Source organism: Nitrosospira multiformis ATCC 25196 (genome assembly GCF_000196355.1).
GTDB classification, from domain to species: domain Bacteria; phylum Pseudomonadota; class Gammaproteobacteria; order Burkholderiales; family Nitrosomonadaceae; genus Nitrosospira; species Nitrosospira multiformis.
The window spans coordinates 948,139-963,782 of sequence record NC_007614.1; the positions used below are offsets into that span (position 1 = coordinate 948,139).

General features: G+C 52.9%; 17 protein-coding genes and 1 pseudogene. 10 read left to right on the forward strand and 8 right to left on the reverse strand.

Annotated elements, in window-relative coordinates; translation table 11 throughout:
• Positions 1-277: 277 nt before the first annotated feature.
• Entirely contained in the window at positions 278-1,429 is a 1,152-nt protein-coding gene (locus NMUL_RS04415; protein ID WP_011380184.1) for a sensor histidine kinase, read from the reverse strand.
• 487 nt (positions 1,430-1,916) lie between these two features.
• On the opposite strand from NMUL_RS04415, the gene NMUL_RS04420 reads away from it, so the two are divergent.
• Complete coding sequence (locus NMUL_RS04420) at positions 1,917-2,246, forward strand: hypothetical protein (protein ID WP_104009793.1); 330 nt, start codon at positions 1,917-1,919, stop codon at positions 2,244-2,246.
• Between the two features lie 1,060 nt (positions 2,247-3,306).
• Here the strand turns inward: NMUL_RS04420 and NMUL_RS04425 are convergent.
• Together NMUL_RS04425 and NMUL_RS15250 are read right to left on the reverse strand one after the other, a co-directional pair.
• On the reverse strand, positions 3,307-3,582 hold the full coding sequence (locus tag NMUL_RS04425) for a hypothetical protein (protein ID WP_011380187.1): 276 nt from the start codon (positions 3,580-3,582) through the stop codon (positions 3,307-3,309).
• A 30-nt stretch (positions 3,583-3,612) separates the two neighbouring features.
• A complete protein-coding gene (locus NMUL_RS15250) occupies positions 3,613-3,840 on the reverse strand; it encodes an IS5/IS1182 family transposase (RefSeq protein WP_011380188.1) in 228 nt (75 codons plus the stop codon).
• A 91-nt stretch (positions 3,841-3,931) separates the two neighbouring features.
• Here NMUL_RS15250 and NMUL_RS15255 point away from each other — a divergent pair.
• The 3 genes from NMUL_RS15255 (at position 3,932) to NMUL_RS04450 (ending at position 5,999) form a co-directional block, all read left to right on the forward strand.
• Positions 3,932-4,689 (forward strand): IS5 family transposase gene (locus tag NMUL_RS15255; protein WP_148235532.1). Its coding sequence is split into 2 segments (ribosomal slippage): positions 3,932-4,265 and positions 4,265-4,689, totalling 759 coding nucleotides; the frame shifts between segments, so codons are not numbered across the junction.
• 262 nt (positions 4,690-4,951) lie between these two features.
• Positions 4,952-5,617, forward strand: a complete 666-nt coding sequence (gene trhA / locus NMUL_RS04445) for a PAQR family membrane homeostasis protein TrhA (protein ID WP_011380189.1) — start codon at positions 4,952-4,954, stop codon at positions 5,615-5,617.
• Between the two features lie 172 nt (positions 5,618-5,789).
• A complete protein-coding gene (locus NMUL_RS04450) occupies positions 5,790-5,999 on the forward strand; it encodes a cold-shock protein (protein WP_011380190.1) in 210 nt (69 codons plus the stop codon).
• Positions 6,000-6,428: 429 nt separating this feature from the next.
• On the opposite strand, the gene NMUL_RS16265 is transcribed toward NMUL_RS04450, so the two are convergent.
• Positions 6,429-6,635, reverse strand: coding sequence for a hypothetical protein (locus NMUL_RS16265; protein WP_011380191.1), 207 nt, complete (start codon positions 6,633-6,635; stop codon positions 6,429-6,431).
• Positions 6,607-6,833 (reverse strand): annotated as a pseudogene (locus NMUL_RS16580) (type II toxin-antitoxin system RelE/ParE family toxin). The gene NMUL_RS16265 and the pseudogene NMUL_RS16580 overlap by 29 nt, the downstream one beginning before the upstream one ends.
• A 131-nt stretch (positions 6,834-6,964) precedes the next feature.
• Between NMUL_RS16580 and NMUL_RS16065 the strand changes: the two are divergent.
• Positions 6,965-7,279 (forward strand): hypothetical protein, encoded by a 315-nt coding sequence (locus NMUL_RS16065; protein WP_181020088.1) that lies wholly within the window; start codon positions 6,965-6,967, stop codon positions 7,277-7,279.
• A gap of 189 nt (positions 7,280-7,468) precedes the next feature.
• On the opposite strand, the gene NMUL_RS04465 is transcribed toward NMUL_RS16065, so the two are convergent.
• The 3 genes from NMUL_RS04465 to NMUL_RS04475 all read right to left on the reverse strand — a co-directional run bounded on the left by NMUL_RS04465 (position 7,469) and on the right by NMUL_RS04475 (position 9,725).
• Positions 7,469-8,476, reverse strand: a complete 1,008-nt coding sequence (locus tag NMUL_RS04465) for a cyanobactin maturation protease PatG family protein (RefSeq protein ID WP_011380192.1) — start codon at positions 8,474-8,476, stop codon at positions 7,469-7,471.
• A gap of 92 nt (positions 8,477-8,568) precedes the next feature.
• Positions 8,569-8,787, reverse strand: a complete 219-nt coding sequence (locus tag NMUL_RS04470; protein WP_041352383.1) for a hypothetical protein — start codon at positions 8,785-8,787, stop codon at positions 8,569-8,571.
• Positions 8,784-9,725: a S8 family peptidase gene (locus NMUL_RS04475; RefSeq protein ID WP_011380193.1), complete on the reverse strand. Its 942-nt coding sequence runs from the start codon at positions 9,723-9,725 to the stop codon at positions 8,784-8,786. The genes NMUL_RS04470 and NMUL_RS04475 overlap by 4 nt, the downstream gene beginning before the upstream one ends.
• Before the next feature lie 1,490 nt (positions 9,726-11,215).
• Between NMUL_RS04475 and NMUL_RS04485 the strand changes: the two genes are divergently transcribed.
• From NMUL_RS04485 to NMUL_RS04505, 5 genes are all read left to right on the forward strand, one after another.
• Positions 11,216-12,001 (forward strand): Kazal-type serine protease inhibitor family protein, encoded by a 786-nt coding sequence (locus NMUL_RS04485; protein ID WP_011380194.1) that lies wholly within the window; start codon positions 11,216-11,218, stop codon positions 11,999-12,001.
• A 33-nt stretch (positions 12,002-12,034) separates the two neighbouring features.
• A complete protein-coding gene (locus NMUL_RS15610) occupies positions 12,035-12,595 on the forward strand; it encodes a hypothetical protein (protein WP_104009588.1) in 561 nt (186 codons plus the stop codon).
• Positions 12,592-13,359 (forward strand): DUF1269 domain-containing protein, encoded by a 768-nt coding sequence (locus NMUL_RS04495; RefSeq protein WP_011380196.1) that lies wholly within the window; start codon positions 12,592-12,594, stop codon positions 13,357-13,359. The genes NMUL_RS15610 and NMUL_RS04495 overlap by 4 nt, the downstream gene beginning before the upstream one ends.
• Positions 13,360-13,671: 312 nt before the next feature.
• Positions 13,672-14,193: a DUF1269 domain-containing protein gene (locus tag NMUL_RS04500; protein ID WP_011380197.1), complete on the forward strand. Its 522-nt coding sequence runs from the start codon at positions 13,672-13,674 to the stop codon at positions 14,191-14,193.
• Positions 14,194-14,287: 94 nt separating this feature from the next.
• Complete coding sequence (locus tag NMUL_RS04505; RefSeq protein WP_080557670.1) at positions 14,288-15,640, forward strand: efflux RND transporter periplasmic adaptor subunit; 1,353 nt, start codon at positions 14,288-14,290, stop codon at positions 15,638-15,640.
• Positions 15,641-15,644 lie beyond the last annotated feature (4 nt).

Genomic DNA, 15,644 nt, shown 5'->3' on the forward strand with positions numbered 1-15,644 from the left:
ATCGCCATAGCCCCCATTCTGCAATACAACAGCAGTCACGCCTCGCCCAACCAGTGAGCGCTGATGATTTTTGAGACTCAGGAAAAACAGGCCTTGGCAGAAGCTTTGGCATGGCAAGCAAACGAAGGACTCGTTTCCATGGCGGGTCGAGTTTGCAATGCTATATTTTCTGGTAGCAACTGCCGTCCCTGGATGGCGGAGGATGAACGCAAGGATGTGTGCGTGCGAGACTTGCGGAAAAGTTATTCACCTTTACGTCTTCCGCTGCTATGCAGGATCATTTTCCCTCAAGTGTTGGGACATGCTGAAAAGGCCTTGCGTCTGCTGGCATGCTCACCAGGAAAGTTGTTCCGTGGTGATCTGCGCTATCAACTTCAATACTCCCACCATGGCTTTCCGCGACGCTGCGCACGTACGGCAAGCCTATGCCCCAGCCTTCCTTGTTCCCTTCCCTTGCGGCGGCTGCCCTTTGGAATACCTGGAACAGGCTCTCCATTTGTTCCGGAGGAATCGGCTCTCCTTCATTATGCACGGTCAGTATCACGCGCCCATGTACCGGATCAATTTTGATCCTTACAGGAGTGTCAGAAGCGCCATACTTGACGGCATTGCCAAGAAGATTTTCCATTGCTCTTTTGACGGCTTCCCGATCCCACCAGACCCTGGCTGATTGGGCAATGAGTTGAAAACGCGGGCCGTGCGCGAAGGTGAATTGCCCGCATATTTCCTCTGCGAGCTGCTGGATGTCGAATTCTTCGAGGTGAAGCCGTAACCGTTCTCCACTCTGGAATCGGGCCGAATCGAGCAAATCCTGAATCATTCCGTCCATACGGTCGAGGCTTGCAACAATTTTCCCCGCAAATTCCTTTATCCTGCCCAGATCTGAAGAATGCTCAATCAACTGGGCAGCAAGTTTTGCATTTGATAATGGGTTCCTCAGGTCGTGCGTCAGCGCGGCCATGAATCTTTCGCGCAGTGCTAACTGAGCAAGAGCGAAGGCATTTACCGCCTCACGCACTGATCCATCAATGGAAGCGTTGATCCGGTAAATTTCCTCATCGTTAAGCTGAACGCCATTCGCCTTCAAAACATCAAAGATCGTCCATCGCAATATCTGATATTCCGAGATAACCGAATGGACGTTGTAGTTCGTCAGCCTGGCGCGCTCGCCCCCGTGCTCGCTCGCTACGGTGTTGCTTTCATTTCCTGTGGCTCTGGGGTAGCCCGGGGTAATCGCTTCTGCAATGTTGTCGTATAGGGACGGAAAGGTATTGATCAGGATCGGATGAGGCAACTGTTCGGCTTCTTTGACGGATTGCCGGACCCTTTCCGCCCATTCCCAGAGAATCTCATCCCGAAGCTCCAGCATTCTTCTGGCAGTTGGAGAAAGTTTGTCAAGGTCGAGATTCTGATCAGTTGCCAAAGTCATAAATGATCGCCCTTGTCGGTAGGGATCTAAAAAAACGGCGACGGTCGCCGTGTCTGGCTTGGATATAAAGGAGAAACAAATTGGGTCTTGCCCCACACCGAATCAGGGATAGGGTTGTGTGACTGATGGGACGGCGCGCATTTTAGCGTCCCATTACGGTCCGGTCTAGGAGATTGTGAGATTGCTAAGGAAGAAGCATCTACCATCTTATTGCTGATGCCGGTCAAATGCGTTAAGAATGGATACGCTTAGATTGAGCAGCGTTTTCCAGCGATCGCTTTCCATTCCTTCTTCAAAGCGGATGAGTGCAATCTCGTTAATGCGGTTCTTCAGAAGATTGTTGGCTTGCGCACAGACTCTGCAAACGTTATGGATATAAATCAAGTCTGTTTGTCGCGTCCTGTTTTGCGCAGGCAAAATTGAAGGGCATTAGCTTCCAACACTAAGAGAAAGTACTTTGGCTCTCACGGCTAAAAGGAGTATCAAAATGGAAAATGTAAAAATGACGCTTGCAGCACTCATCTCAACCGCTGTGTTTAGTATGGTATCCACGGCATTCGCTCAGCAGTCTGGCCTGGTTAACGTTGATATCCGTAATGTTGCGAATAATATTGCCAAGAACATCAATGTCGATGTGAGTCAAATCCCGGTAACAGTTCAGGCTCCAATTGGAGTGGCTTCCACCGTGTGTAACGTAGCAGCAAATGTTTTAGATGCACAAGGTGGAAGCGGGGGTGGAAGCTGCACAGCAGAAACGACTTCCACTGCTCTAGATCAAATTGTGCAGCGACAAATTGAAGGTACTGGACAACAATAATGTTTCGTAACCGGTCACAGCTCCGGCGTTGCCGGGGCTTTCGTTCTCTAGAATGGGTCAACACATCAAGCCTTCGCTCTTCAGCAGGGTACATATAGGGTTCCAAATTCGAATGGTTGTGCTATCCAGGGACTTCGGATCATCTTCCATTTCAATATAATTACAATGGAAGGCATCTTCGGCACGTTCATTCTGCAGCGGAAGAGGCCGCTCACATTGACCAAAGCAAATCGCTGCCGCCCGAAGAATTCATGTTGTGGCGCGTGAGTCGGGAGGCAAACACCCTGATCCGTATAATGAAAGAACTGGTGGCGTCTCCTGGGGGGAATTGCATCCTGGGTGAGAGTGTTTTAGTGGGCCAGCGCAGTTGAGCCCGTCACTCTCGCCGGGATGCCAGATTGATGCACTGCAATTCGGGATACCATTTCAAGCCTTCACTTACTGAGCAAGCAAGGTAAGACCGAGCGTGTTCCCCGCGGTACGCAGCTCCTGATTCAGTGTTGTCAAAGGAAGTTCGAGTCTCTGGGCCATTTCGAGATAGGCGGCATTATAGAGGGTGAGCTCACACCGCTGCGCCAGACACAGCGTGGTTGACTCAGCAAAATGTCTGTATCTGAATCGATAGTGATGTCCAACAGTCTCAGATCTGTTAGCGCCGCATCTCGAAACTCTTTACTGATGAGTCCTCGCCGGATTCCCCCTTGCAGACTATGGGCTACTATAAGGTGCCAGAGCGATGGCGCTCGTGCACCAGCAGCGTCAACTTGGTCGAAAACTTTCTGGGTGGCAGGGGTCAACTCGTCACTTTAGAGCCATTCCAAGGTGACTGAACTGTCCAGTATTCTGGATGAGCTCATAGACCAGCAGGTAATTTTCTTAAGGAACGAGTTTACGGGTACCAGGAATTCTTCCGGGATGGCCAAGCATGGGATAGGTGGCAAGTCTCGTCGCGGCAACGCTGAAAGCTCATCCATTTCGGCAGCTGCATATGGATTGTCCGCTGCGATGTAGTTCCATATATCGTCTCGGTCCTGGCTTGCCTCAGGCGTCCAGATAACCCTCACGTTTGCTTCGCTGCATTACGTTGTAGCGCGAATTCGGCTTCAATCTCATCGTTCGATCGACCTTTCCCGGCCTGGGCTGATCTTCTGGCAGCCTCAACCTTCTGGTGTAGGAATTCGTCATATTCCCGTGCTTGACGCTGCCGTTGAAAAAACTCGCGCATCATTTCGCGCACGACTTGGGAGGCAGGGCGGTGAGCAGCTTCGGCTTCCGCTATGAACCCGGCGCGCAATTCGGGCTCCAGCTTCATCGTGAAAACGGCTTCTTTTGTCATAATTCCGGTTCCCCTATCACTAGAGCGTGTTCACAGTAGCCAGATGTAGGCGTAAGCCAGATGCAAGAAAGCACTGAAGGGGTGGGCGAATTTGTCGTAGCGGGTCGCGAGGCGACGAAATTGTTTGAGCCGATTGAAGAATCGCTCGACCAGATTGCGCGCTTTATACCGCTCCCGATCGAACTCGCGCGATGCGCATCGGTTGTTCCGGGGCGGGATGACGGCCTCAGCGCCCGTCTCGGTGTAAACACAAACCAACTACTGTGAACAGACCCTAGGTTCAGGACCTATTAATTTCATGATTCACGAATAGGATCAAATGTGATTCACTTATGGCGGAGGTGCTGCCATGAGAGATTTGTTTTACCTGTCGGAAACACAGTTCAACCGTATAAAACCTTATTTTCCCTTGTCCCACGGAGTTCCCCGTGTTGATGATCTGCGGGTGATCAGCGGGATCATCTACGTCATTCGGAATGGCCTGCAATGGAAGGATGCCCCCAGGGAATACGGGCCGCACAAGACACTGTATAACCGTTTCGTGCGCTGGAGCCGACTGGGCGTGTTCAACCGCATCTTTGTGGAACTGACCGGTAAAGAGGAAACGCCCGAGAGGCTGATGATCGACGCCACGCATCTGAAGGCCCACCGCACGGCAGCCAGCCTGCTAAAAAAGGGGATGTTCCCCGCCGTATCGGTCGCACAAAGGGCGGCCTGAACTCGAAGCTTCATGTGGTCTGCGACGGTCAGGGCAAGCCTGTGGCCATGCTCCTGTCCGAAGGGCAGATGAGCGATTACAAGGGAGCACGTGTGCTGCTGCCGTCATTGCCCAAAGCCAAAACCCTGATTGCAGACCGCGGCTATGACGCTGCCTGGTTCCGGGCAGCGTTGCGTGCCAAAGGCATGACGCCCTGCATACCGACAAAAAGGAATCGCAAAATCCAGATCAAATACGACAAGACCCTCTACAGGCAAAGGCACAGGATCGAGAACATGTTCGCTCGGCTCAAGGACTGGCGCAGGATCGCCATGCGTTACGACCGCTGTGCCCATACCTTCTTCTCTGCCATCTGTATCGCCGCAACTGTCATCTTCTATCTCAATTAATGAGTCCTGAGCCTAGGTATTAAGAAAGTATATATTTTTTCACTACTACATAAAATATAAAAAATAGGATCGCGCTTGCTGCTGTCATAGCCCCAAGCCGAGTTTTCCCCAATTGACGTGGATAGGTCTGTTGATAACTGCCTAAGCTTCTGTCTCAGCCTGGGTTTTACGGGCTGATCAGGATTGCAGCAGAGGTACTCGCACCACCTGAGGCAGCCGGGCTCATAAGCAGCTGGTATATTAAAAAATCAGCCAGAATATCATGCAAAACTTTAATTATGATCTGGCAAGGCCAGAGCGGAAACAATCACAAGCGGAAGAAATCGCAAACAGCATTAGCCATGGTATAGCCTTGGTTGCCGCACTCGTAGGAGCTCCATTTCTCATCACTCATGCCGCTCGCTCCGGCGACACCGGATTCCTTGTAGGCACGAGTCTCTTCTCCGCGACTGTCATATTTCTTTACCTTGCTTCGACCATCTACCATGCGTTGCCGACAGGCAAGGCCAAGCGCGTGTTTAAAGTTGTCGAGCATTCTGCCATCTTTGTTCTTATCGCGGGCACATATACGCCATTCACGCTTGGAGTCCTGGATGGAGTATGGGGACGTGCCCTTCTCGTGGGAATTTGGGGTCTTGCGCTGGCGGGTATAATGCTCAAGGTATTTTATAAAGCCTCTTTACCCATTCTATCAACCATCCTCTATCTGTTCATGGGGTGGCTTGTTGTGATTGCGGCTAATCCATTGGCGGCTAAAATGCCAATACAAGGGTTGCTCTGGTTGACTACAGGAGGCGTGTCTTACACACTCGGCGTAGTTTTTTTTGCACTCGATTCTCGGCTGCGGTATGGCCATCTGGTTTGGCACCTCTTTGTGATAGCGGGCACAACATGCCATTACTTCGCCGTGCTCTGGTATGCCGCCTAACGGGGCGGCCATGCGAAATAAAGTTTGACGTTCTTCAAATAGCGTGTATCCTGCAGTAGGTCTTTTGGATTCAAGCTGTAAAACGATACCTCTGGTTGACTCTTTCCCTTGATATTCAGCGGCTGATCACTTACAGATGACTGTGAGTGGAATTTTATTAAGGAGAAATGACATGGCAACAGAAACAGGTATTGTGAAATGGTTTAGCGATGATAAAGGCTTTGGCTTTATTACCTCAGATGAAGGTGGAAAAGATTTGTTTGCCCACTTCTCTTCGATTGTGGGTGAAGGTTTTAAAACGCTGCAAGAGGCCCAGCGTGTCACTTTTGATGTGGTAAGCGGTCCCAAGGGTTTACAGGCATCGAATATTAGACCTCAGTAAAAAGTCAGTAAAGCAAACGAAAATCCTGTTGTGGGATTTTCGTTTGAGAAATTGTAACGTCCCCGCGGTTGACCCGCACCCGCTTCTCAGTCCCCGAACTCCCTACTATTTACAGTTATCCTGTTGCGAAACTCCCCTTGGAGTTAATGAGCCTTGGCACGCCCTAGCCCATGTCACCCGTTTTCTTTCGCCGTTGAGTATTCTCAAATGCCTCTGGGTGACTGCGTTCGCATTCATGGCACTGGGGTCGCACGCATGCTGGATCAATAGAGTCTAAGCACTTGAGATCATCCTGGTAAGTCCATCTACCGGCCAGGCACGCAATTGCCTGAATCCCGTTCTTCTTGATCACGGTCAGTAGTCGCAATGCCGGGCCACCCGGCTTTTTGACACCTCGCTCCCAGTTTGAGACCAGGTTCTTGCTGACATTCAGGTAACGAAGACAGGCTGTGACAGGTGTTCGCGCTCTCGTAGCTCACGGATTTCCTCGGGTGACATGACTAGCACGGGAGCAAGGCACGACTCGTCGAACTCGCGCATGGTCTGTTTGTCGACCGCCCCAATCTCATGCAGCACTTCCATTGTCTCGTGGATTGACGCGAGCGCATTACTCCGATACTTCTTCACCATTTTCATGCATCTCCGAAAGCTGGTTCTTGCCGATCAACTCAGTCAGCTGTTCGTCCGTCAGTCCAAGCACATGGGCCGCTGCCTTCTTGAACTGCGCTTCCTCGTCATCATCGATGTTGTCGCGCTCGCCTTGACAAAGCCGTACAAGAAGAAGACACGTCCTGCTATGTGATACAGAACGATGGTGCGAAAACCTCCAGACATGCCCGGGCCTTTCCGCGCCACTCGCTGCAAGGCCAGAGGTTCGACGGCGGTTGGTTATTTCCCGGACTGAACCCCATTGATCACCTGAGCACCCGTCAGCTCAACCGCCACTCATTTGGCAGCCGCAACAAATGGAGTCTTCACGGACACTCAGCGTCGCGGGGCACCCACAGGATGCATCTCCCGAATTCGTTCCGTTCGCAACAGCGTCGGGGAACTCCGCCACCACCGCCGCTGCCACCGCCACCACCGCCACCACCGCCACCACCGCCACCACCGCCGCTGCCACCGCCACCACCGCCACCGCTTTCAAATGCGTCAACCAGATCCCTCATCCATTTAGGAATACAATCGCGGCAGAACCCAAACCCGACAATCGCCAGCGCCCCTGCCCAGCATGCATAACATGCTGCCGGACCTCCCCCGAGGCAGGCCGCGGTACATAAAGTCACGCCGCCTCCTATTGCAACACCACATGTGATTCCCTTAATCCATCCGCACGCTTGTGGAGCCAGGGTTACATGTCCATCACTTGAGAAATTGCCGCCGGCAGTCAAGTAATGGTTGTTTGTACGATAGAGTGATGAGTCTGCAGTAAATCCAGGCATATTCATCGTATTCACTTCACACCTCCTTTATCGGTTGAATTGATGTTCATAGTACGGAGAGATCTTGGTGACGAGGAAAGGGAACTCCTCGGTCACATCCACGCGCACGAAGTACTTTTCTGTAAAATCTGTATTGCGGTTGGTGTAGGAGAAAATAACCTCGACGATGTTGCGCCCGCTGCTTAAAGCCGAGGGACGCACCTCCACCCCTGTCAGGGAATGATCTTCCGCGAACTCTTCCGCCGCCTTGGCATAAATGGCGGGATAGCGCATGGCAAGGTAGTTCAACGCCCGATGTTCATCCGTGGCGCCTGCGTTATCGGTCATGTGCATGATGCGATCGAACAGTTCTTCGGCAGCAGGGCCAAATCGCTCTTCGGCCATCTTCTTGGGCCTCGGGATTGCCTTGATCAATTCATTACGGCCAAAAGAATAGATCTGGTCGAATACCACAATCGGCACCATCAGCCCGTTGCACATCTGGGGTGGCGCAATGGGGCCACGCATTCCGATGACCACGTCGATATCCTGGGGAGCAGGTGCAGGCCGGATGGCATCGATCAACATATCGACGTCAGCAGGATCGCGTGGAACCAGAAGGTAGGTTTCCAGTCCCTGTACCGTCAGCACCCAGCACAGCTGCCGTACCAGATACCGGTTCTGTCGCTGGGACAGGACTTCATGGAAGGCCTGCTGGTCGGTTTTGCCAGCGGTTTCCGCCCGACCGGTTGCCTGGACAAATTCCTTTTCTGCGGAAAGATTGGGGAAACGCGCTTCCACCCGCCCGATGGCGTAGACAAACGCGTTCGTGCCGTCATTCGAACCCGTGCTTACGCTGTCGGTATTTTGCATCATCTGCCCTGCGCCACAACCGCAGCTTCCTCTGCCCATCTGGGGAGAGATCGGAGCGTTGCCACGAGTTTGGGGATAGGAAGCGTGATGGGAAGTGGGAGGAACATCATTTCTTTCACCCCGCCTTTGCTGGTCTGGTGTGTTTTCCATCGATTGTTCCAAAATTTCCCTTTGTTCACTCATATTGCTCCTCCTGATAATGGCAGTAGTAGTGCTATCGGTTCTAAAAAAGGAAACTCCTAGACTCCTGATCCAATGATTCTCTTTCTTCGCTCTTACTTCTGTCGGCGCGGTGTGAAAGCGAGCCAGCGATTGAGTGCAACCCCACGGCGTTCACACCCTCCACAAGGTTTTATCCTAAAATAGGAGGAGGTGCGTTTGATGGCATCCCCCAGCCGGATTTCCTCATCGGTAATGAAGCCGGGCAGGCGGACGTGGTAGGTTGCCTGTTTGCTCTTGTTGTCTGGGACGCTCTTGCCCTCATCCTTGATCATGCTGTTTGCCTCCTTGTACTCATTGCAGAAAGCATTTGATAGGCTGCTTCTGCATCGAGCAGGGGCGGCACTATCGAAGCGCGTCGTGGTCCGTAGCTTCGGGTAGACAGGAAGCCGCCTTGCATGAAGCTGCCTTGGCGGAAGGTTTGGGGTTGGCGCATGATGGCGAGTTTGATCTGTGCAACCGTTGCATCGGGAAATTCCGACCACAACAGCGCGATGGCGCCGGTAACAAAAGGCACGGCCATACTTGTGCCGCTTAAGGTAATGGCCTGGCCGCCAGAGTCCAGACTGGTGATGTTCTCGCCCGGGGCGCTCAAACCCCGCATGCCGATACTGCCGCCAAGGTTCGATTCATTGATCGGACGGCCACGCAGATCGCAGGCCACCACAGGAATGACCCAAGGGTGGCGGGTGATGACGGAACCGCCCAAAGTGCCTTGATTGCCGGCTGCCGCAACGATCAATACGCCCTGCTTTAGCGCCTGAGTGAAGGCTTCATCCAATACCTTCTCTCCCCTGGTGGAAGGTCGCGCCAGGGCAAGGCTTAAGTTGATGACGCGCGCACCCGCGTTGATACAGTCAAAAATTGCCGTTGCCAGCTCCTGAGGCGTTGCGCTGGGCATGTGCTCACGGCCGAAAGTGGCCTCAGAAAAAATGGGGCGAATGAGCAAGGTGCAGTTGGGACAGATGGCAGGTGCGGAGGAAGTGCGTCTGGCAGCCAGAATACCGGCGACAAAGGTGCCATGCAGGCACGCTCCGCTATCTGTCTGAGTGCAACTCGCCGCGTTGCGTCCACCAATCTCCATAAGTTGTCCCTGAACGAGGTCGGCGTGTTGGGTGAAGACAGGGCCGTCGATGAGTCCAATCCTGACTTCCGGACTGCCGCTGGTGCGTTGCATCAACGCCGGGAGTTTCACGAGTTCGGTGGGGAGCAAAAGCGTTCTCCTGAATCAAAGTTATAACCCTTCGACGAAGGTTAATTGCTTCAATTTAGGTGATGGAATTCAAGCTGTCAAAGCAGATTGGGAACTTCACGGGCCGGAACCAGGAGTCGCATACCCGGGGCTATGCCATCGATCATCCTGCGATCACCGCTGCCGTCGATGGTTCTGATGGCCATGCTGGTTGCCAGCATCGCAGTGGGACGCGATATCTCCTTCTCCCAGTCTTCACCTGGGGGCTCACGTTTCGAACCCGGGCAATGCGGGCGTTTGACGAAGGGGTCAAAGACCGGTCACAGGAGACAGTTTTCAAGGCAGGAGCGTCCGGATCACAAATATTGAACTCACTGCCACCAGAAGAACCTTGCGTGCAAGGAGGTACGGCTACAGTAACGATCTCCGCTCCAATAATGCAGATATCATAGTTGCCAATCAACGCTATACCTTTCATTTGTTCCTGGCCGAGTTCATGCAAATCTGGACGCCAGTTACGAAAGCGCCACTCGGGAGCAAGGGGGTGAGCTGATCTCCGATTTTATGCCCCGCGCATTCCGAAAACTTTAATGATGGTTGTGCTTCCCAGGTTGCCACATCCCGATATTTGATTTCCATATAACATGGATCGTCAGAATCCTCACCGATAGTCACGCCGTAGATCGACCCATTCGGGGAAGCTGCCTTAGCCAAAGTCCTGTTTGTCGGCGTCTTGCCGGATGTCGAGGCGGAACTGGATGATTTAACAAATGCTGAACAGCTGCGCCGGGTGCCGAACTCGTGGGGGAACCTGGTTTGCCTGGCCGTTTCTTGGGCAGTCCGGATCTTGTGGACACGCTGCTGCATTGCATACGAATCCTGTCCACAGGAGGTGGACTGCTCGGCTATCCAGCGGCTATCTCAACAACCTTTCTCGTCTGTTCCACTGTCACGCTTCCCGCGCTGCTGGCGAGCAGCAGAATCCCGATCCAAATTATCATAATCCGTCGGCAGCCCCTAATTCTCTCCTGGCAAATCGTGAGAAAGCATCGATGTGGTTTCGCGATAATCTATGCTCGATACAATCCTTTATATGTACGCTACCGCCCCCGTTTTCCAGGTCCTCGCTTTCGCCGGTTCAAAAGCAGGCATCCAGACATGATTAAATTTTCCATCCCAGATTTAAACCACTGGCTTTAGCTCGTCAGCTTTAGCATCTTCGTGTGTTATTCCCCCTTGTTTTTTGGAAAGCGTGATCTATTTTTAATAGTGTTTCCTTGCCCCTGACAGAAAAATGGTAAATGGCGGAATTTCTGCGACCAGCAAGGAAATACAGGCGAGCATGAAAAGAATCATCGGCATGAGAAAGGCGCTATCCACTCAAGGAGGACGCTAATTGCCGCGTGTTGAAAAAGAGCTGTGGGTCGCCTGCTCCATGAGTAACTCCACCAGGAGGGAAGAAAGGGTCGGTTACGTGATCTTGTTAACTTAACTATTGGTGAGAGGAAAAAATGAAGAAATTAACTCATGCTTTTCTATTGGGAGCAGTACTGCTGGGCTCCATCGCCGTTATTGCCCAGCAACGTGAAGCTGGTGGAACCACCGGTGATCCGGCAAACCGTGCTGTAAACATTAACCTCGGCAGTACCGGAGGTGCGCTGGATAATTCCGCCCTGATGACAATTCGCCGGCAGGTCGGCAAGGCCATCTCCTCGGAGGCTGTCGATACTTTTATTGTCTACAGTCCAAAAATCGGTGGTTCCGTGCAAGTTGAAGGCGGTCTCAACGCCTGCGCGGAAGAAGGGTTCAGCGCGAAACCTAACCAGTTCAGGGAGTTTGTACACAAGTTGCGCGAGATTCGTCCACGAACAGGTACCTTCCTGAATATCGAGCTCACAGGCCAGTGTAAACCTGTTGGTTCCGGGGCAGGGGAGGAGAACGTTTGCGGCGGCATTGCTGGGAAACGTTGTCCCGATGAAAAACAGTACTGTGATTTTGGTGTCGGTCAATGCAAGATCGCGGACGCGCAAGGCACCTGCAAGACAAAACCAAGAAATTGCACGCGCGAATTCCGGCCCGTTTGCGGCTGCGACGGAAAAACGTACGGGAACGCATGTACAGCGGCAGCTGCAGGAGTATCAATCGTCCATCAGGGTGAATGCAAGACTGAGCAGCAAGCGTGTGGGGGAATCGCAGCGATTCCATGCCCCAAAGGCAAAACCTGTGTGGACGATCCTTCCGATGATTGCGACCCCAAACAGGGCGGGGCTGACTGTAGCGGCATTTGCGTGAAGTAAAGCCTGAAATAGCACTCTGTGACTTGCTATTGTTTGGCCGCTGTAAGTGTATCCTTCGCCGCGCTCGGGATTACGCCATGCTCGCAGGCTTCCGAACCCGTTTCAGCGGAACGTATCGATGCAGCGAGCATGCGGCGCATAGGCACAGTCGATGAGCGGTTCCAATCTTACAACATCGAAATGATCGAAGTCATCGGTGGAAGATTCTGGAAGCCATACAGGGATATCGACCCTCTTCTCAAGGGGGGTCCTCCGGCGCACAATCGAAAAAGAATTCGACAACCCGTGGGTATGAACCCGAATCTGTACCAACAGCGTCCGCCGATTGACCTTGCCAACCTGCGCTTGCACAAGCTCGCAGCCGCCTTGGGACCTGCTTATGTAAGAGTCACCGGAATGTGGGTCAACAGCGCCTACTTCCACAATTCCGATCAGCTCGCACCGAAGAGGCCTCCAAAAGGCTTCAGCGGAGTATTAACCCGTCGGCAATGGAAGATCGCGCAGCGGAGACAAGGAGTGGGGGCAACTCGCCTATCACTATCAGAGAGGTCAACCAGACGGTTGGTCCATGATGCAGACGGGAGACATTCGTGAGTAATTTTATTGTTGTTGTCTTCCCGACGGAAAAACAGGCAGACGAGGGCAGGAAAGCGCTCAAGGAACTTCAGGAGGAAGGCAAGCTTACGATTCATGGGATGGCCATCATCACCAAGCAAACAGATGGCAAGGTCTCGATGAAGGACCAGGCTGACAAAGCGCCCTTTGGGACGGCGGTAGGGACAGTCGTGGGTAGCCTTATTGGTTTGTTGGGAGGACCAGTGGGGCTTGCCGCAGGCGCAGCTGCAGGTGCTTTTTTAGGATACTCGGTCGATGCTTCCAATTACGGCTTGGGCACGGAGTTCGTTGATGAGGTATCACGGAATTTAACGACCGGAAAGAGCGCGCTGGTCGCCGAGGTTGACGAGTATTGGACCGTACCGCTAGATTTGACGATGGAAGCGCTAGGCGGAATCATAGTTCGCCAATGGCGCCTGGATGTGGAACAAGACCTGATTCGGAATGATGTCCGCGCTCGCAATGCCGAGCTTTCCCAACTCAAGGCTGAGTATGGGCAAGCCGAGGATGAGCATAAGGCGCGGTTGGAAGTCAGGATCAAGATTGTCGAGGCCAAACTGAAGGCCGCCTTGGAACGTGAAAAGGCCAAGGTGGAAGCGTTAAAACAGCAAGCAGACGCGAAGATCAAGGCCCTCCAGAAACAGGCTACAACGGCAAGCCCGGAAACCAGAAACATAATCGAGCAACGGGTCGCAGAAATTCAAGCGGAATCAGAGAAGCTTGCAAAACAGCATGGGACTTAAAGCACAGGCTCAGAATAGGTTCGTCTTGGCGTGATTGACCGAGCGTTTGAAAAACTGCCGACGAGGTAACTCACCACCTTCTTATTCATACAAGTCTCTTTCTGCGAGTGCTTGATTTGCTCGCTATTTTGTTGCGCTATTAGCAGACCCCTTTCCAAGGTGTGTCACCGAACGGACGGGAAGATGCCACGGCCCCTATAACTGCTTCCATCATTCAAGTTTCAACCGCGCTTCGATTTTGAGCTGAGCGTGACTTTAAAGTGCAAAGTAAGTGTGCTTTGCTACCTTCTACCATCCCAGGAGGAGAAAAAGATGTCGGAAAAAGGGGAAATAGTTGTATTGGGATTCAGGGATCCCGAAGAGGCCGATCGCGTTTTATCCAGGCTTTATATGCTGCCCAGGGAATATCTGGCCGGTGAGGATGCGGTGGTCGTAGTGCGGGACGAGACAGGCTATGTTCATATCAAGCAAGGCAGCGATCTTGTCAAAACCGGGGCGAAGGACGGCTTTCTTACCGGGAGTTTATGGGGCACGTTCGTCGGGCTGCTGTTCCTCGATCCCCTTATAGGATTCGCAGTAGGCAGCGCTCTGGGTGCCAGTACCGGTGCTCTGGCAGGCTCTCTGACTGATTACGGCATCGATGATGATTTCATCAAGTCGCTTGCTGAAACCTTCCCCAATAATTCGTCCGGGCTTTTCCTTCTTTTCCATAAGGCTCAGCCGGAGAAAGTTCTGGCGGAACTTTCGGGCGTGAAAGGCAAGGTACTTCGCACTTCACTCTCTCCCGAACAGGAAAAAAGGCTGCAGGAAGCTTTAAGTGGATCAGCCCCATGACTCGTAACCTAATTGGGATGAAATCCCCGCTGGTAATGCATCCGCCTGGCAATGCCCGTTCTCCAGTTCAAGACGGAGTCCACACAAGTCGAGGATGAGCTCCTTCTTTTTCCCTTTGCGAGTGCCACGACACTTTGTACTAATTAGCATCATTGTCATTTTCTCTTTTTCTGAAGGCTGCAGCGAGCCCCCCGAGGAAAAGCCCCCACCCGTTGCGGAGGTCACTGCAGTCAGTATCGAGCCCAGAGATACGCCTATTGAACTTGAATTCGTGGCGGAGACCCGAAGTTCCCGTCACGTAGAGATTCGCGCCCGGGTCTCTGGGTTCCTGGATAAGCGCCTCTACACGGAAGGCGAGGTGGTACAGGCTGGGCAGAAGATGTACCAGATGGATCGCAAGCCTTTCGAGGCTGCCTTGCAGTCGGCGGAAGGGCAACTCGCACAGCAGCAGGCACGGCTTCAGGTTGCTGAGGCAACGCTAGGCCGGGTAAGGCCGCTTGCGGAAAAAAATGCCCTGAGCAAAAAAAATCTTGATGACGCCACAGGAGCTGTGCAGCAGGCCAGGGCGGCAGTGCTTGCGGCAGAGGGAGAAGTTCGAACTGCAAAGTTGAATCTCAGCTATACAACGCTTCGTTCACCGCTCCACGGGCTAGCCAGTTTCAGTTTAAGGCATGAAGGGAGCTATCTGAGTCCGGGGGAAGGTGGGCTGCTTACCTATGTGGATCAGGTTAATCCTATCTGGGTCATATTCAGCGTCTCAGAAAACCAGATGCTCAAGTACCAGAGTGAAATCGAAAGAGGCCTGCTCAAGTTTCCGCCTCTCAATCGTTTTGAAGTCCAGATCACCCTCGCCAACGGCGCATTGTTTCCACATGTGGGGCACATCGATTTCAGTGAACCTTCATTTTCCGAAGAAACTGGCACCTTCCTGGTTCGCACCCAGTTCATCAATCCCCAGGGAGTGTTGCGTCCAGGACAATTCGTGCGCCTCCAGTTGAAGGGAGCCGTGCGTCCCAACAGTATTCTGGTGCCGCAACGGGCGGTGCTGCAAGGGGCGAAGAGCCATTATGTGTGGGTGATAAACAAGGAAGGCAAGGTTGACCGGCGCGACGTTGAAGTGGGGGACTGGCAGGGCGATGGGTGGTTTATAAATCATGGATTGGTGGCGGGCGAAAGAGTCGTGGTGGACGGGGCTGTCCGGCTCTCCCCTGGGGCTGCCATTAAAGTAATCAATGCACCAAGATTGCCGGAGGGTCAAACTGCGGGGAAGCCGGGAGGCCCTGGCACAGCTCCCGCAGCATCCATTGCACAGCCGCCCGAAGAAGCGTCAGTCAAGTCAGGGGATTTGCCCTCTACGCCCGATTCACAAGCAATCGGCCAGAAAAGCCGGGCATCCTCTTTCATAAAACCACAGTCCTCCACCCCGGAGGAAAAGCCGCCCGAATGACAGG